Origin of the sequence: Streptomyces sp. NPDC057137 (genome assembly GCF_042670825.1) — a bacterium.
Lineage (GTDB): Bacteria > Actinomycetota > Actinomycetes > Streptomycetales > Streptomycetaceae > Streptomyces.
The window spans coordinates 1-15,928 of sequence record NZ_JBHUUW010000061.1 but is presented as its reverse complement, the minus strand read 5'-3'; the positions used below and the strand labels follow the sequence as shown (position 1 = coordinate 15,928).

General features: G+C 71.5%; 16 protein-coding genes. 12 read left to right on the top strand and 4 right to left on the bottom strand.

Annotated features, from left to right (window positions below):
* Nucleotides 1–78: 78 nt before the first annotated feature.
* Nucleotides 79–1,518 (bottom strand): NAD(P)H-quinone dehydrogenase, encoded by a 1,440-nt coding sequence (locus ACFT9I_RS32485; protein WP_382570213.1) that lies wholly within the window; start codon nucleotides 1,516–1,518, stop codon nucleotides 79–81.
* 213 nt (nucleotides 1,519–1,731) lie between these two features.
* On the opposite strand from ACFT9I_RS32485, the gene ACFT9I_RS32480 reads away from it, so the two are divergent.
* From ACFT9I_RS32480 to ACFT9I_RS32470, 3 genes are all read left to right on the top strand, one after another.
* On the top strand, nucleotides 1,732–2,169 hold the full coding sequence (locus tag ACFT9I_RS32480; protein WP_031229841.1) for a gamma-glutamylcyclotransferase: 438 nt from the start codon (nucleotides 1,732–1,734) through the stop codon (nucleotides 2,167–2,169).
* 156 nt (nucleotides 2,170–2,325) lie between these two features.
* On the top strand, nucleotides 2,326–3,156 hold the full coding sequence (locus ACFT9I_RS32475) for a purine-nucleoside phosphorylase (protein WP_382570211.1): 831 nt from the start codon (nucleotides 2,326–2,328) through the stop codon (nucleotides 3,154–3,156).
* Nucleotides 3,157–3,266: 110 nt separating this feature from the next.
* Complete coding sequence (locus ACFT9I_RS32470; protein WP_382570209.1) at nucleotides 3,267–4,916, top strand: phospho-sugar mutase; 1,650 nt, start codon at nucleotides 3,267–3,269, stop codon at nucleotides 4,914–4,916.
* A 408-nt stretch (nucleotides 4,917–5,324) separates the two neighbouring features.
* Here the strand turns inward: ACFT9I_RS32470 and ACFT9I_RS32465 are convergent, their stop codons facing one another.
* Nucleotides 5,325–5,960, bottom strand: a complete 636-nt coding sequence (locus ACFT9I_RS32465; protein WP_382570207.1) for a PH domain-containing protein — start codon at nucleotides 5,958–5,960, stop codon at nucleotides 5,325–5,327.
* Nucleotides 5,961–6,095: 135 nt separating this feature from the next.
* Here ACFT9I_RS32465 and deoC point away from each other — a divergent pair, with 135 nt between their 5' ends.
* Genes deoC through ACFT9I_RS32450 form a run of 3 tightly spaced genes read left to right on the top strand, consistent with a single transcriptional unit; the run spans nucleotide 6,096 to nucleotide 9,405 of the window.
* Nucleotides 6,096–7,073 (top strand): deoxyribose-phosphate aldolase, encoded by a 978-nt coding sequence (deoC, locus tag ACFT9I_RS32460; protein WP_382570205.1) that lies wholly within the window; start codon nucleotides 6,096–6,098, stop codon nucleotides 7,071–7,073.
* Nucleotides 7,074–7,079: 6 nt separating this feature from the next.
* Nucleotides 7,080–8,510, top strand: a complete 1,431-nt coding sequence (locus tag ACFT9I_RS32455; RefSeq protein ID WP_382570203.1) for an aldehyde dehydrogenase family protein — start codon at nucleotides 7,080–7,082, stop codon at nucleotides 8,508–8,510.
* A complete protein-coding gene (locus tag ACFT9I_RS32450) occupies nucleotides 8,503–9,405 on the top strand; it encodes an aldehyde dehydrogenase family protein (RefSeq protein ID WP_382570201.1) in 903 nt (300 codons plus the stop codon). The genes ACFT9I_RS32455 and ACFT9I_RS32450 overlap by 8 nt, the downstream gene beginning before the upstream one ends.
* 82 nt (nucleotides 9,406–9,487) lie before the next feature.
* Here ACFT9I_RS32450 and ACFT9I_RS32445 read toward each other — a convergent pair whose 3' ends face one another.
* Nucleotides 9,488–9,904: a hypothetical protein gene (locus ACFT9I_RS32445; RefSeq protein WP_382570199.1), complete on the bottom strand. Its 417-nt coding sequence runs from the start codon at nucleotides 9,902–9,904 to the stop codon at nucleotides 9,488–9,490.
* Nucleotides 9,905–10,032: 128 nt separating this feature from the next.
* On the opposite strand from ACFT9I_RS32445, the gene ACFT9I_RS32440 reads away from it, so the two are divergent.
* Nucleotides 10,033–10,710 (top strand): hypothetical protein, encoded by a 678-nt coding sequence (locus tag ACFT9I_RS32440; protein ID WP_382570197.1) that lies wholly within the window; start codon nucleotides 10,033–10,035, stop codon nucleotides 10,708–10,710.
* Nucleotides 10,711–10,946: 236 nt separating this feature from the next.
* Here ACFT9I_RS32440 and ACFT9I_RS32435 read toward each other — a convergent pair whose 3' ends face one another.
* A complete protein-coding gene (locus ACFT9I_RS32435) occupies nucleotides 10,947–11,726 on the bottom strand; it encodes a SigE family RNA polymerase sigma factor (protein WP_382570195.1) in 780 nt (259 codons plus the stop codon).
* Between the two features lie 192 nt (nucleotides 11,727–11,918).
* Between ACFT9I_RS32435 and afsQ1 the strand changes: the two genes are divergently transcribed.
* The 5 genes from afsQ1 to ACFT9I_RS32410 all read left to right on the top strand — a co-directional run bounded on the left by afsQ1 (nucleotide 11,919) and on the right by ACFT9I_RS32410 (nucleotide 15,875).
* Nucleotides 11,919–12,596, top strand: a complete 678-nt coding sequence (gene afsQ1, locus ACFT9I_RS32430) for a two-component system response regulator AfsQ1 (protein WP_023539102.1) — start codon at nucleotides 11,919–11,921, stop codon at nucleotides 12,594–12,596.
* Nucleotides 12,494–14,233 (top strand): ATP-binding protein, encoded by a 1,740-nt coding sequence (locus tag ACFT9I_RS32425; protein ID WP_382570257.1) that lies wholly within the window; start codon nucleotides 12,494–12,496, stop codon nucleotides 14,231–14,233. Before afsQ1 ends, ACFT9I_RS32425 begins: the two co-directional genes overlap by 103 nt.
* A complete protein-coding gene (locus tag ACFT9I_RS32420; RefSeq protein WP_382570193.1) occupies nucleotides 14,230–14,853 on the top strand; it encodes a hypothetical protein in 624 nt (207 codons plus the stop codon). Before ACFT9I_RS32425 ends, ACFT9I_RS32420 begins: the two co-directional genes overlap by 4 nt.
* A gap of 127 nt (nucleotides 14,854–14,980) precedes the next feature.
* Nucleotides 14,981–15,580: a VanZ family protein gene (locus ACFT9I_RS32415; RefSeq protein WP_382570192.1), complete on the top strand. Its 600-nt coding sequence runs from the start codon at nucleotides 14,981–14,983 to the stop codon at nucleotides 15,578–15,580.
* A gap of 91 nt (nucleotides 15,581–15,671) precedes the next feature.
* Nucleotides 15,672–15,875, top strand: a complete 204-nt coding sequence (locus ACFT9I_RS32410; protein ID WP_382570190.1) for a PspC domain-containing protein — start codon at nucleotides 15,672–15,674, stop codon at nucleotides 15,873–15,875.
* Nucleotides 15,876–15,928 lie beyond the last annotated feature (53 nt).

Here is a 15,928-nt window from a genome sequence, read left to right as displayed (position 1 = left end):
TACGGAAGGTGTACGTACGGGGTCGCGCCAAGTGGTATGGGAGCGCGGCCTACGGCTCGTACACGCCCATGACCTCGGTCAACCCTCGTCCTCGCTCTTACGGCTGTGCAACTGCCGTGCCACCTCGGCGATCGAGCCCGACAGAGAGGGGTACACAGTGAAAGCGTTTGCGATCTGTTCGACGGTCATATTGTTGTCGACCGCGATCGAGATGGGATGAATCAGTTCGCTGGCGCGCGGTGCCACGACCACGCCGCCGACGACGATCCCGGTGCCGGGACGGCAGAGGATCTTGACGAAACCGTCCCTGATGCCCTGCATCTTGGCGCGCGGGTTGCGCAGCAGCGGCAGCTTGACGACCCGCGCGTCGATCTTCCCGCTGTCCACGTCCGACTGGCTGTAGCCGACGGTCGCGATCTCCGGGTCGGTGAAGACGTTGGACGAGACGGTCTTGAGGTTGAGCGGGGCGACCGCGTCGCCGAGGAAGTGGTACATCGCGATCCGGCCCTGCATCGCGGCGACCGAGGCGAGCGCGAAGATACCGGTCACGTCGCCGGCCGCGTAGACGCCGGGCGCGGACGTACGCGACACCCGGTCGGTCCAGATGTGGCCCGAGTCCTTGACCCGGACCCCGGCCTCCTCCAGGCCCATGCCCTCGGCGTTCGGGATCGCGCCGACCGCCATCAGACAGTGCGTGCCGGAGATGACCCGGCCGTCGGCGAGGGTCACCTCGACGCGGTCGCCGACGCGCTTGGCGGACGAGGCGCGGGAGCGCGACATCACGTTCATGCCGCGGCGCCGGAAGACGTCCTCCAGTACGGCGGCGGCGTCCGGGTCCTCGCCGGGCAGCACGCGGTCGCGGGAGGAGACGAGCGTGACGCGCGAGCCGAGCGCCTGGTAGGCGCCGGCGAACTCGGCGCCGGTGACACCGGATCCGACCACTATCAGCTCTTCGGGAAGCTCCGTGAGGTCGTACACCTGCGTCCAGTTGAGGATGCGCTCACCGTCGGGCAGGGCGTCGGGGATCTCGCGCGGGTGCGCGCCGGTCGCGATCAGCACGGCGTCGGCGGTCAGCGACTCCTCCGTGCCGTCGGCCGAGGTCACGATCACCTGGCGGGAGCCGTCGGTGGCCTGCCGGCCGTCGAGCCGGCCCCGGCCGCGCAGCACGCGGGCGCCGGCCCGGGTGACGGACGCGGTGATGTCGTGCGACTGGGCGAGCGCGAGGCGTTTCACCCGTCGGTTGACCTTGCCGAGGTCCACCCCGACGACGCGGGCGGCCTGTTCGAGCGGCGGGGTGTCGTCGGCGACGATGATGCCCAGCTCCTCGTAGGAGGAGTCGAAGGTGGTCATCACCTCGGCCGTCGCGATGAGGGTCTTGGACGGTACGCAGTCGGTGAGCACCGAGGCCCCGCCGAGGCCGTCGCAGTCCACGACGCTCACCTCGGCGCCGAGCTGTGCGGCCACCAGGGCCGCCTCGTATCCGCCGGGTCCGCCGCCGATGATCACGATCCGGGTCACGAAAAAGTCCGCCTCGCGTTGTCGACCCGACCCGTCTGCCGTCCCGGCCGGGAGTCCGGGGAACCCCCGGAGGATGCAGTACGTACGCCATTGTCCCGCACTCTTCAAGCTGCTTCGCCCCGGGTCCCTCCCCGGGGGCCCCGAACGGCCCGTGGACGGGCCGCGTCCACGGGATTCGCCGGGCACGCGCGTACCTCCCGTACCCTCGTCCCCATGTCGCTCTACGCCGCGTACGCCGGCAACCTCGACGCGCGGCTGATGTCCCGCCGCGCCCCGCACTCCCCGCTGCGAGGCACCGGCTGGCTCAACGGCTGGCGGCTCACCTTCGGTGGGGAGCAGATGGGCTGGGAGGGTGCGCTGGTCACCCTCGTGGAGGCACCCCGCTCGCAGGTCTTCGTGGCGCTGTACGACATCGCGCCGATGGACGAGGACTCGATGGACCGCTGGGAGGGCGTCGGCCTCGACATATACCGGCGGATGCGGGTGCGCGTGGACACGCTGGACGGCAAGGAGCCGGCCTGGCTGTACGTCCTGAACGGGTACGAGGGCGGGCTGCCCTCCGCGCGCTATCTCGGCGAGCTGGCCGAGGCGGCGGAGTCGGCCGGGGCGCCGCACGACTATGTGATGGAACTGCGAAAGCGCGCGTGCTGAACCGGCACCCCACCCGCACGGTGAGGGTCGTCACGGTCCTCGCGACTGCGACAGGCGGCTGACCGGCGCGTTTGTCGGAAACGACAACACAACGATCCGAAGACCGTACGCTCGATCATCTACGCGCGTAGGGCAGGAACGGTTACCCTCTTCCGCGTGAACGCATCTGTTATCCCGGCCACGGCCGACGGATCTGCCGACCCCCACGCCGCCGCCTCCGCAGCCGCGGTGCGCCTGCGCGAGCTCACCGGCGCCGAGACCCATGACGTGGCCCTGGTGATGGGCTCCGGCTGGGCACCCGCCGTCGCCGCGCTGGGAGCACCCGAGGCCGAATTCCCGGTGACCGAGCTGCCGGGCTTCCCCCCGCCGGTCGTCGCCGGCCACGGCGGGACGATCCGCTCCTACGAGATCGCCGAGAAGCGCGCGCTGGTCTTCCTGGGCCGTACGCACTACTACGAGGGCCGCGGCGTCGCGGCCGTCGCGCACGGCGTCCGTACGGCGGTCGCCGCCGGCTGCAAGACCATCGTCCTGACGAACGGCTGCGGCGGGCTGCGCGAGGGCATGCGCCCGGGGCAGCCGGTGCTGATCAGCGACCACATCAATCTGACGGCCGCGTCCCCGATCGTCGGCCCGAACTTCGTGGACCTCACCGACCTGTACTCGCCGCGGCTGCGCGCGCTGTGCAAGGAGGTCGACCCCGGCCTCGAAGAGGGTGTGTACGTCCAGTTCCCCGGCCCGCACTACGAGACGCCCGCCGAGATCAACATGGTCCGGGTCATGGGCGGCGACCTCGTCGGCATGTCCACCGTGCTGGAGGCCATCGCCGCGCGTGAGGCGGGCGCCGAGGTGCTGGGCATCTCACTGGTGACGAACCTGGCGGCGGGCCTGTCGGGCGAGCCGCTGAACCACGAGGAAGTCCTGCAGGCGGGCCGGGACTCGGCCACGCAGATGGGTGCGCTGCTGGCGCAGGTGCTTGAGCGCATCTGAGGCGGGCATCCGAGCGGACACCGGATCCGGCCGCTCATGTACGACCCCGCGTACGACCCCGCGTGACGCGTGCGCCGGCGCGCCGAACCGGGCCCAGGAAGGGAAACACAGTGCAGCAGGACCTCATCGCGCGGGCCGAGGCGTGGCTGGCCGAGGACCCGGACAGCGACACGCGCAGCGAGCTGCGGAAGCTCATCGACTCCGGTGACCCGGACGCGCTCGCCGAACGGTTCAGCGGCACGCTCCAGTTCGGCACCGCCGGGCTCCGCGGCGAACTGGGCGCCGGGCCGATGCGGATGAACCGGTCGGTGGTCGTCCGCGCCGCAGCCGGACTCGCGGCGTACCTCAAGGCCACGGGCCAGGGTGGCGGCCTCGTCGTCGTCGGTTACGACGCCCGCCACAAATCGGCCGACTTCGCGCGCGACACCGCCGCCGTGATGACCGGTGCGGGGCTGCGCGCCGCCGTACTGCCGCGTCCGCTGCCGACGCCGGTACTGGCCTTCGCCATACGCCATCTCGGCGCCGTGGCCGGGGTGGAGGTCACCGCCAGCCACAACCCGCCGCGCGACAACGGCTACAAGGTCTACCTGGGCGACGGCTCCCAGATCGTGCCCCCCATGGACGGCAGGATCGCGGCCGAGATCGACGCGGTCGGCCCGCTGGACTCGGTGGCGCGCCCGGAGGACGGCTGGGAGGTCCTCGGCGACGAGGTGCTGACGGCGTATCTGGAGCGCACGGACGCCGTTCTGAGCGCCGGATCGGCCCGTACGGCCCGCGTGGTCCACACCGCGCTGCACGGCGTCGGTACGGAGACGCTGAACGCCGCGTTCGCGCGGGCCGGCTTCCCCGCGCCCGTACCGGTGGCCGAACAGGCCGAGCCCGACCCGGACTTCCCCACCGTCGCCTTCCCGAACCCGGAGGAGCCGGGCGCGATGGACCTGGCCTTCGCCACGGCCCGCCGCGCCGCCCCCGACATCGTCATCGCCAACGACCCGGACGCGGACCGCTGCGCGGTGGCCGTCCCGGACGCGGAGGCCGGGAGCGGCTGGCGGATGCTGCGCGGCGACGAGGTGGGCGCGCTGCTCGCCGCGCACCTGGTGAACAAGGGCGCGACGGGCGTGTTCGCGGAGTCGATCGTGTCGTCGTCGCTGCTCGGGCGGATCGCGGAGGCGGCGGGGGTCGGTTACGAGGAGACGCTCACCGGCTTCAAGTGGATCGCCCGCGTCGACGGCCTGCGGTACGGCTACGAGGAAGCCCTCGGCTACTGCGTCGACCCCGACGGCGTACGCGACAAGGACGGCATCACGGCGGCACTGCTCGTCGCGGAGCTGGCGTCCGAGCTGAAGGAGCGGGGCCGGGGTCTGACGGACCTCCTGGACGACCTGGCGCTCGCCCACGGCCTGCACGCCACGGACCAGCTCTCGGCGCGCGTGCGGGACCTGTCCCTGATCACCCGGGCGATGGACCGCCTGCGCGACCACCCGCCGACGACCTTGGCGGGCCTGACGGTCACCTCGACCGAGGATCTCTCGGAGGGCGCGTCGGGCCTCCCGCCGACGGACGGCCTGCGCTACCACCTGGACGGCGCCTACCGGGCCCGGGTGATCGTCCGCCCGAGCGGCACGGAACCGAAGATCAAGTGCTACCTGGAGGCGGTGATCCCGGTCCCGAACGCCGGTGACCTGCCGTCGGCACGGGCCCGGGGCGCCGAACTGCTGACATCGCTGAAGCGGGACCTGTCGGAGGCGGCGGGCATCTGAGGGCCCTGGCTTCGACGGCCGACCGGGCCGCGCGGGCGGTCCATCGCCCGGGTGGACCGCGGGTGCGGCTCGCCCGGCGATGGTCTCAGGCCCTCCGCCGGGTGCTGCAATCCCGCCCGGCGGCCATTTCAGGCCCGCCCGATGGGCGCTTCACCTCCACCCGACGGCCGTTTCAGGCCCGCCCGATGGGCGCTTCACCCCGCCCTGGCGGGGGTCTCAACCGCGCCCCACGGCCGTTCAACCGCGCCGCAGGCGCCTCACCCCGCCCGGCGGGCATCTTCAGCCCGTCCGGCGATTGAGGACAACACCACCCACCGGCCGGAACCCATCTCAGCCCGTCCGGCGTTTGAGGACGAACCGGCCCCCGGACGGACCCGGGAAAACCAACCCGCCCAACCCCCGCCCGCGTCACCCCGTCGCGAGCAGTACCACCAGCACCACCAGACCCGCCAGCGCCGGGCCCATCACCTCGTACGCCCACCGCACCTGCGGCTCACCCTGCGCCTCCGGGCGCGACGCGCAGCGCTCCGCCTGCTCGCGCAGGCCCGCCACGGTGTGGTCCGCGCCGGCGGTCCGCGCGTGGGTGTCGGTCACGTCCGCGCTCACCGACGTCCGGCTGTTCGGGTCGTCGTGCGCGCGCTGCGACTGCCGGCGCGCCGCGCGCTTGCGCTTCCTCAGCGAGACCGGCACCGCCCACAGCTGGAACTTCGCGCCGCCCTGGGTGAACACCTCGCTCGAATACCCGGCCCGCACATCGGCCACGGACGCCCACGGCACCACGACCGTGCGGAACGGATTCCTGATCCGCAGCCGGTCGTCGTTGGCGAACACCGCCGGCCGCATGGTGAAGGCCACCACGAGCGGCACGGCGAGCAGCAGACCCGCGAGCGCGAGCCACGGCGTCCTGCCGTGGCCCCGGACCACCGCGTCGATCCCGATCCACGCGCCCAGCGCGAGCAGCAGCGCACCGCCCGCGATGGCGGCGGGCGACCGGAAGACGCGCTCTGCGTACGTCGGCTCGGAGGGCTGCTCGGGACTCGTCATGGTTTCGATTCTGCCGTACGCCACCGACACCCCCGGCACGACTCCCGCCCGGCAGGCCCCCGCCTCGGCCCGGTCGCCCGGTACCCGCCCCCCTGTACATGCTGCTACGCGCGTAGATATGCTCATGTGGTGACCATGCCCACGACTGCACCCTCGCCCACAGGCTCCGCCGTGGGCGGTGCCCCCCTCGCTGACGTGACCGCGTCCGACAGCTCGCTGCGCCGGTTCCTCCACGGGCTGCCCGGCGTCGACGCCGTCGGCCTGGAGGCGCGCGCCGCCTCGCTCGGTACGCGCTCGATCAAGACGACGGCCAAGGCGTACGCCATCGACCTGGCCATCTCGATGATCGACCTGACGACCCTCGAAGGCGCCGACACCCCGGGCAAGGTCCGGTCGCTCGCCGCCAAGGCCCTGCATCCGGACCCGACCGACCGCACCGTCCCGACGACGGCCGCGCTCTGCGTCTATCCGGACATGGTGGAGACCGCCGTCGCCGGGCTCGCCGGGAGCGAGGTGAAGGTCGCCTCCGTCGCGACCGCCTTCCCGGCCGGCCGCACCGCCCTGGCCGTGAAGCTCGCGGACGTACGGGACGCCGTCGCCGCCGGTGCCGACGAGATCGACATGGTGATCGACCGCGGCGCGTTCCTCGCGGGCCACTACCTGAAGGTCTACGAGGAGATCGTGGCCGTGAAGGCCGAGTGCGGCGCCGCCCGCCTCAAGGTCATCTTCGAGACCGGCGAGCTGTCCACGTACGACAACATCCGCCGCGCCTCCTGGCTCGGCATGGTCGCCGGCGCGGACTTCATCAAGACGTCGACCGGCAAGGTCGCCGTCAACGCCACCCCGGCCAACACGCTGCTGATGCTGGAGGCCGTCCGCGACTTCCGCGCCCAGACCGGCGTCCAGGTGGGCGTGAAGCCCGCCGGCGGGATCCGTACCAGCAAGGACGCGATCAAGTTCCTCGTGCTGGTCAACGAGACCGCGGGCGAGGACTGGCTGGACAACCACTGGTTCCGCTTCGGCGCCTCCAGTCTCCTCAACGACCTGCTGATGCAGCGCCAGAAGCTCTCCACCGGCCGCTACTCCGGCCCCGACTACGTGACGGTGGACTGATACACCATGGTCTTCGAATACGCACCGGCCCCAGAGTCGCGCTCGGTCGTCGACATCGCGCCGAGCTACGGCCTGTTCATCGACGGCGAGTTCACCGACGCCGCCGACGGCAAGGTCTTCAAGACGGTCAGCCCTTCTACGGAGGAAGTGCTGTCCGAGGTCGCCCAGGCGGGCGCCGAGGACGTCGACCGCGCCGTGCGGGCGGCCCGTAAGGCGTTCGTGAAGTGGTCGGCGCTGCCGGGCGCCGAGCGCGCCAAGTACCTCTTCCGGATCGCCCGGATCATCCAGGAGCGCTCGCGCGAACTGGCCGTCCTGGAGACCCTCGACAACGGCAAGCCGATCCGCGAGACCCGCGACGCGGACCTCCCCCTGGTCGCCGCGCACTTCTTCTACTACGCGGGCTGGGCCGACAAGCTCGACCACGCAGGCTACGGCGCGAGCCCGCGCCCGCTGGGCGTCGCCGGCCAGGTCATCCCGTGGAACTTCCCGCTGCTGATGCTCGCGTGGAAGATCGCCCCGGCGCTCGCCACGGGCAACACCGTGGTCCTGAAGCCCGCCGAGACCACCCCGCTCAGCGCTCTGTTCTTCGCGGACATCTGCCGCCAGGCCGGACTCCCGCGCGGTGTCGTCAACATCCTTCCCGGATACGGCGACACGGGCGCCGCCCTCGTCGCGCACCAGGACGTCAACAAGATCGCCTTCACCGGCTCGACCGCCGTCGGCAAGGCCATCGCCCGGCAGATCGCGGGCACGGACAAGAAGGTCACGCTCGAACTCGGCGGCAAGGGCGCCAACATCGTCTTCGACGACGCCCCGATCGACCAGGCCGTCGAGGGCATCGTCACCGGCATCTTCTTCAACCAGGGCCAGGTCTGCTGCGCCGGATCGCGCCTGCTGGTCCAGGAGTCGATCCACGACGAGCTGCTGGACTCGCTGAAGCGCCGCCTGTCCACCCTGCGTATCGGCGACCCCCTGGACAAGAACACGGACCTCGGCGCCATCAACTCCGCCGAGCAGCTGACCCGGATCAGGACACTGGCCGACGCGGGCGAGGCCGAGGGCGCCGAGCGCTGGTCGCCGGAGTGCGAACTCCCCTCCTCCGGCTACTGGTTCGCACCGACCCTCTTCACGAATGTCACGCAGGCGCACACCGTCGCGCGCGACGAGATCTTCGGCCCGGTGCTCTCCGTACTGACGTTCCGCACACCGGACGAGGCGGTCGCCAAGGCCAACAACACGCAGTACGGCCTCTCCGCCGGCATCTGGACGGAGAAGGGCTCCCGCATCCTCGCCGTCGCGAACAAGCTCCGCGCGGGCGTGGTGTGGGCCAACACGTTCAACAAGTTCGACCCGACCTCGCCCTTCGGCGGCTACAAGGAGTCGGGCTACGGCCGCGAGGGCGGTCGCCACGGCCTGGAGGCGTATCTCGATGTCTGAGTCCGAGCGACAGTCGGAACGGCTGTCCGTCTTCAAGACCTACAAGCTGTACGTCGGGGGCAAGTTCCCCCGCTCCGAGAGCGGCCGGGTGTACGAGGTGACCGACCACAAGGGCAGGTGGCTCGCCAACGCGCCGCAGTCCTCCCGCAAGGACGCCCGTGACGCGGTCTCCGCCGCCCGCAAGGCGTTCGGCGGCTGGTCGGGCGCCACCGCGTACAACAGGGGCCAGGTGCTCTACCGCGTCGCCGAGATGCTGGAGGGCCGTCGCGACCAGTTCACCGCCGAGGTGGCCGCCTCCGAGGGCATCTCGAAGGCGAAGGCGGCGGCCGTCGTGGCCGCGACCGTCGACCGCTGGGTCTGGTACGCGGGCTGGACGGACAAGATCGGCCAGGTCACGGGCGGCGCCAACCCGGTCGCGGGCCCGTTCTTCAACCTGTCGACGCCCGAGCCCACCGGCGTCGTCACGGTCCTCGCACCGCAGGACTCGTCGTTCCTCGGCCTGGTCTCGGTCCTCGCCCCGGTGATCGCCACCGGCAACACGGCGGTCGTGATCGCCAGTGAGCGCTCCCCGCTGCCCGCCCTGTCGCTCGGCGAGGTGCTGGCCACCTCCGACCTGCCGGGCGGCGTCGTCAACGTCCTCTCGGGCCGTACGGCGGAACTCGCCGCGCCGCTCGCGTCGCACCAGGACGTCAACGGCATCGATCTGTACGGCGCCGACGAGACCCTGGCCAAGGAGCTGGAGATCGCGGCGGCGGACAACCTCAAGCGGGTGCTGCGCCCGCACCCGGTGGACTTCTCCGCCGACCCCGGCACGGGCCGGCTGACGGCCTTCCTGGAGACGAAGACGGTCTGGCACCCCACGGGCAGCCTGGGCGCGTCGGGCTCCGGCTACTGAGCCGTCGCTCGCTTATGTAAGGAGGCCCGGCCGTCACGACGACGGCCGGGCCTCTTCACGTATGCGCGCTCCGCCACGCCGCTCAGCCGGGCAGCAGCCCCGTCACCGGCCCGACCAGCGGCAGGTCCTTCAGACCGCCGCCCTGGGTGACCGAGTCCGTCACGGACGCCGTGGACAGCGGCTTGAAGTCCGCCACCTGCGTGCCGACCGCGTTGTCCAGCGGATCGACGCCCGTCTTGGCCAGCGGGTTGAGCTGCAGGTTCTTGACCGGCCCGACGCCCCCGGCCAGGGTGTGCCCGAGCCCGCCGGCGAGCCCCTCACCGGCCGCCGCACCGGCCGCGGCCAGCTCGCTGTCGGGACCCGAGGCGGGCACGGGCGCGGCCGGTGCCGCCTGCGCCGCGGCGCCGCCGAGCCCGATGACCGCGCCCGCCGCGGTGAGCGTCAGCCCGGCGCGCAGCAGTGCGCCGCGCCGGGGGGTGGGAGCTGAATGACGTGCCATGGGATTCCTGCCTGGGCGAGGGAGTTGAGTAACCGGAATAACACGCACAGTAGTTGAGATGTGACTCTCGATACCAACACCGCAGGCGGGGGTCCCCTGCGCGGGTGTATGCCTCAGACTGGTGTCCCGTGAGTCCCCACCGAACCGCCTCCGCGCGCGTCGTCCTGCTCGCGGGCCCCTCCGGCTCCGGCAAGTCGTCGCTCGCCGCCCGCGCGGGCCTGCCCGTGCTCCGTCTCGACGACTTCTACAAAGAGGGCGACGACCCGACGTTGCCGCTGGTCGAGGGCAGCTCGGACATCGACTGGGACTCCGCGCTGTCCTGGGACGCGGACGCCGCGGTCGCCGCGATCCTGGAGCTGTGCCGTACGGGCCGTACGACCGTCCCGGTCTACGCGATCGCCACCAGTTCCGTCGTCGACACCGAGACGCTCGACATCGGGCGTACGCAGTTGTTCATCGCCGAGGGCATCTTCGCGGCCGATGTCGTCGCTCGCTGTGAGGAGCTGGGCGTCCTGGCCGACGCGCTCTGCCTGCGGGGCCGCCCGTCGACGACGTTCCGCCGCCGGCTGCTGCGGGATCTGCGCGAGGGCCGGAAGTCGGTGGCGTTCCTGCTGCGGCGCGGCTGGCGGCTGATGCGCGCGGAGCGCCGCATCGTCGGCCGGCAGGCGGCGCTGGGGGCGTATCCGTGCGCCAAGGCGGAGGCGCTGGGCCGGATCGCCAACGCGGCGGCGGGCAGCACCCGCCCGCGCAAGTCGGAGACGTCCGACCCGTCCGTACCGGTACGCCAGGCGAACAGCGGCCGTTGAGCGTCGGGGACCAAGCCCGCCGGGGACCAAGCCCTGGGGCCGTCTCCGAATAAATCCCCCGAATCCCCCTGAAACGCGCGAAGACCGGACAGGCCCCCCAGCCTGTCCGGTCCTGCTCCGGTGCACCCCCGTGCCCCCGTGCTTTCTGCCGTCTCCCCCGAGACGGCAGTCCCTCCCCCGGTCCCCCCACTTTCCCCCGGTGTTGCTCCCCCCCCAGGGTGTTTCTCCCCCTGCCTTCAGGCCACCAGCTCGCCGAAGGACTCTTCCTCGTCACGTCCGAAGCTGAGGACGTCGTCCTCGCGCAGCCGGCGGAGCGACCGCCAGATGCTGGACTTCACCGTGCCGACACTGATGTTGAGGATGTCCGCGATCTCGGGATCGGTGCGGCCCTCGTAGTAGCGCAGCACCAGCATCGTGCGCTGCGTCTCGGGAAGGCGCGAGAGCGCCTGCCAGAGCACCGTGCGCAGCTCCGTGCCGCGCATCGCGTCGGTGTCGCCGACCGTCTCCGGCAGCTCCTCCGTCGGGTACTCGTTGAGCTTGCGCCTGCGCCACGCGCTGATGTGCAGGTTGGTCATCGTGCGGCGGAGATAGCCGCCGACGGCCGCCTTGTCGCTGATCCGGTCCCAGGCGCGGTAGGTGGAGAAGAGCGCGCTCTGGAGCAGGTCCTCCGCCTCGAAGCGGTCGCCGGTCAGGTGGTAGGCGGTCGCGTACAGAGAGGCCCGGCGCTCCTGGACGTATGCCGTGAACGCCGTCTCGGCGTCCGTGGCCCCCGTCGTCCCGGTGCGCTCCCCCGTGGCCTCTCCGTACGCCGCGCCCTTGCTCCCCCGCGCCTCGGCGTTGTCCGCCGTGGGCTGCTGCGCCGCGTCGACCGCCGCGATGTACGGCGGTCGGTGCTGACGCCCGGCGCCGCGAACGCACCCCCGCCCGTTCACGGCGCCGGACTTCTCGGTGCTCCGCGCGACGTCGTGGAGACGCGTGATTACTGCGCTTGAGGTCGTGCTGTGCAGTGAGTTCATCTCGCGCCCCCCGTCGGCTGGAGTCTGTTTCTTCCGTCTGCCCAAGAGATTGCCGGGCCAGTTTCATGGGCCTGTCCGCCGACTGTCACAGGCCTGTCACAGGGGTTCTGGATCTTGGCGGGAGATGTGGTGGAACTGTGGGAGCGCTCCGACTGTCGAACTGTGGTCCCCCCATGGGCCAGAATGACCTCTGTGCCTTTCCTGTTGCTGATCGAGGACGACGACGCCATCCGCACGGCCCTCGAACTCTCGTTGTCACGCCAGGGCCACCGAGTGGCCACCGCGGCGACGGGAGAGGACGGCCTGAATCTGCTGCGAGAACAGCGGCCAGACTTGATCGTTCTGGATGTGATGCTGCCTGGTATTGACGGTTTCGAGGTGTGCCGTCGTATCAGGCGGACCGACCAGCTGCCGATCATTCTGCTGACCGCGCGCAGTGACGACATCGATGTGGTCGTCGGACTCGAATCCGGTGCGGACGACTATGTGGTCAAGCCGGTGCAGGGCCGGGTGCTCGACGCCCGTATCCGGGCCGTACTGCGGCGCGGGGAACGGGAGTCGACCGATTCGGCGACCTTCGGGAGCCTGGTCATCGACCGTTCGGCGATGACTGTCACGAAGAACGGTGACGACCTCCAGCTCACGCCGACCGAGCTGCGGCTGCTCCTGGAGCTGAGCCGGCGGCCCGGACAGGCGCTCTCCCGGCAGCAGTTGCTGCGGCTGGTGTGGGAGCACGACTATCTGGGCGACTCGCGGCTGGTCGACGCCTGTGTGCAGCGGCTGCGCGCGAAGGTCGAGGACGTGCCGTCGTCGCCGACCTTGATCCGTACGGTACGAGGCGTGGGCTATCGGCTGGACGCCCCTTCGTGAGCAGCGAGGAACCCACGGCCGGAAGAGCGGCGGACGGACCGGACGGAACGGACAGACCGGACGGGATGGACGACGCCGACGGGGAAGCCGCGGACGGAACGGCCGGGCGGCGTACGCGTAAGAGGGCACTCCTCGCCGGGCTGCGCTGGACGAGTCTGCGGCTGCGCCTCGTCGTCGTCTTCGGGGCCGTCGCGCTGACCGCCGCCGTCTCGGCGTCCGGTATCGCGTACTGGCTCAACCGCGAGTCGGTGCTGAACCGTACGCAGACGGCCGCGCTCAAGGAGTTCAAGCAGGAGATGCGGGACAAGGCCGCGCAGTTGCCGCTGCGGCCGACCCAGGCCGAGCTGGAGGACGCGGCGCAGCAGATGGCCAAGAGCAGCGCCGGGTTCAGTGTGGTGCTGATAGGTGAGCGTGACGAGGACAAGCCGATGGCCGGGGTCTCCGACCAGGACACGTTCACGCTGGACGACGTGCCGCAGTCGCTGCGGACGGCGGTGAACGACCGGCAGAAGGTCACGTCGGGCAACAAGTCGCCGTACCACGTCTTCTGGCAGCGCACGCAGCGCGGCCAGACTCCCTATCTGGTCGGCGGCACCCGGATCGTCGGCGGTGGACCGACGGGATATGTCTTCCTCTCCCTCGAACAGGAGCGGGAGGACCTCAACGCCCTGGCGTGGTCGCTGGCGATCGCGACGAGCCTGGCGCTCGTCGGGTCCGCGCTGCTCGCGCAGGCGGCGGCCACGACCGTCCTGAAGCCGGTGCAGCGGCTCGGTCACGCGGCGCGGCAGCTCGGCGAGGGGAAGCTCGACACCCGGCTGCGGGTGTCGGGGACGGACGAACTGGCCGATCTGTCAAGGACGTTCAACAACGCCGCCGCCTCGCTCCAGAAGAAGATCGACGACATGAGCGCGCGTGAGGAGTCGAGCCGCCGCTTCGTCGCCGACATGTCGCACGAGCTGCGCACCCCGCTCACCGCGCTGACGGCCGTCACCGAGGTGCTTGAGGAGGAGGCGGACACGCTCGACCCGATGATCGCGCCCGCCGTGACGCTGGTCGTGAGCGAGACCCGCAGGCTCAACGTCCTGGTGGAGAACCTGATGGAGGTCACCCGCTTCGACGCGGGCACCGCCCGGCTCGTCCTCGACGACGTCGACGTCGCCGACCAGGTCACCGCCTGTATCGACGCACGGGCCTGGCTGGACGCGGTGGAACTGGACGCGGAGCGCGGCATGATGGCCCGCCTCGATCCGCGCCGGCTCGACGTGATCCTGGCGAATCTGATCGGCAACGCGCTCAAGCACGGCGGTTCGCCGGTGCGGGTCTCGGTGCGCTCGGTCGGCGGGGAACTGGTCATCGAGGTACGGGACAACGGTCCGGGCATCCCGGAGGCCGTACTGCCGCACGTGTTCGACCGCTTCTACAAGGCGAGCGCGTCCCGGCCGCGGTCCGAGGGCAGCGGTCTGGGTCTGTCCATCGCGATGGAGAACGCGCACATCCACGGAGGCGACATCACCGCGGCCAACGCGCCCGACGGCGGCGCGGTGTTCGTGCTGCGGCTGCCGCACGAGGTCTCGGAGGACTTCGACGACGAGGACGGGCCCGGCGACGTACGGGGAGAGGGAGGCGAGGCGCAGTGAGGTCGAGGACTCGGGCCGGCCGGTCTCTCGCCGTAGTCGCGGGCGCGCTCGCGCTGGCGGGCGCCGTGGGCGGCTGCGGCATCAGGACGACCGCGGTGCCGGTGAACGCGGGCGCCGCGCCCTCACGGGTGCCGTGCGAGGTGTCCGAGAGTACTCTGACCACCCAGGCGCAGCCGGGCGGGACGGCGGTCAGGGTCTATCTGGTGTGCGGGTCGGAGCTGGTGCCGGTGGAGCGCACCGCGTCCATACCGGCCGAGAAGGCGCTGGGTGACCGGGTGCAGGTGGTGCGGGCGCTCGTGGACGAGTTGCTGGAGCAGCCGTCGTCCACGGAGCGGGAGGCGGGCTTCACGACGGACGTACGCGGGCCGCTGCGGGTCTCCGAGGGGCGCGCGGGCGATCCGCCGGGCACGCTGCGGCTGAGCCGCCAGCCGGAGGACCTGCCGACGGCCGCGCTGGCGCAGATCGTGTGCACGCTCACCGAGGGCGCGGCGACGGACGGTTCGGTGGTGCTGGGCGGGCCGGGGGCGTACGGCGCGCGCGGGTACCGGTGCGACGACGACACCAAGCGCCGCCCCGAGGCGGCCGTTCCGACGACGGGTCCGCTGCCGTCCGCTTCCTGATGAGGCGGGCGTCGCGCGGCCGGGTGCGCCCGGTGTACGGAGCGCGTCGGGGCCTTCCGGGTGACACCCGTCTCACGTGGGCCTCCATTTGGAACTCCCCGGAACCGTTCCCGGCGGTGGCCGCGTCTTGGGGATCGTGCAGCGCCAAGGTTCGGGCGGCAGTGCCGCTTTCCGCTTCCGCGTGGCGGGGGTCATCCTCCTCCTCGTGCACTTGGTGCTCGTCGCGTGGCTGACGTTGCGCCCGCTGGACGTCGTGTGGATGACCGCGGCGAACTTCGAACCGCTGGCGGGCATCAAGGCCGATCTCGCCCTCGGGCCGCTCCAGGCGGTCCGGCGCATCGGCGAAGGACTCCTGCTGCTGGCCCCTCTCGGGGTTCTCCTCCCCATGGCGGGCGGCAAGCTGGCCGTCTCGCCGCTGGCCTCGCTGACGCGGACCCTGGCCGCCGGGGCGTTCATCTCGCTGGGGATCGAACTGCTGCAGACCGGGATCCCCGGGCAGGTCGTCGACGTGGACTCGCTGCTGCTCAACACGGTGGGAGTCGGTCTCGCGCATCTGCTGGTCGTCCCGGCGGGACGGGCGAGGCTGCGGCGCGTACGCACCGGGCGGCGCGGTCCGGCGCCGGTGCCGGCCCCGCGTGGCACCCGGGTCGTACGTGAGGGGGACCTGCGGGAGGAGTCTCCTCAGGGGACGACCCCGACGATTACCAGGGTCGGTATCGCACCGTAGAGCGACGCTTTGTCCGGTGTCCGCGGGCCACCATTGAGTCATCGGGAGCACACGGAGAGGCTCCCGGAACGGACTCACGAAGGAGCCCACCATGTCCGCGATTGCCCGTCCCCGTGAGGGTCGCATGATCGGTGGAGTGTGCGCGGCGCTGGCACGGCGCTTCGGCACCTCCGCGAACACGATGCGAGTGATCTTCCTGGCCTCGTGCCTGCTGCCCGGCCCGCAGTTCCTGCTCTACATCGCGCTCTGGGTGTTCCTGCCGAGCCGGCAGAGCGCGACGCAGACCGCCTGGTAGGCGGCGGCCGACGGCCACAGATGTACGGCGGGGCCCCACCCGGATTGCCGGGT

What these genes read in the sequence shown, in the direction of transcription:
- ACFT9I_RS32480 (WP_031229841.1), top strand. Translation starts at nt 1,732, where the DNA reads ATGTCGCTCTACGCCGCGTACGCCGGCAACCTCGACGCGCGGCTGATG.
- ACFT9I_RS32435 (WP_382570195.1), bottom strand. Translation starts at nt 11,726, where the DNA reads ATGAACTCACTGCACAGCACGACCTCAAGCGCAGTAATCACGCGTCTC.
- deoC (WP_382570205.1), top strand. Translation starts at nt 6,096, where the DNA reads ATGCCCACGACTGCACCCTCGCCCACAGGCTCCGCCGTGGGCGGTGCC.
- ACFT9I_RS32410 (WP_382570190.1), top strand. Translation starts at nt 15,672, where the DNA reads ATGTCCGCGATTGCCCGTCCCCGTGAGGGTCGCATGATCGGTGGAGTG.
- ACFT9I_RS32455 (WP_382570203.1), top strand. Translation starts at nt 7,080, where the DNA reads ATGGTCTTCGAATACGCACCGGCCCCAGAGTCGCGCTCGGTCGTCGAC.
- ACFT9I_RS32465 (WP_382570207.1), bottom strand. Translation starts at nt 5,960, where the DNA reads ATGACGAGTCCCGAGCAGCCCTCCGAGCCGACGTACGCAGAGCGCGTC.
- ACFT9I_RS32450 (WP_382570201.1), top strand. Translation starts at nt 8,503, where the DNA reads ATGTCTGAGTCCGAGCGACAGTCGGAACGGCTGTCCGTCTTCAAGACC.
- ACFT9I_RS32445 (WP_382570199.1), bottom strand. Translation starts at nt 9,904, where the DNA reads ATGGCACGTCATTCAGCTCCCACCCCCCGGCGCGGCGCACTGCTGCGC.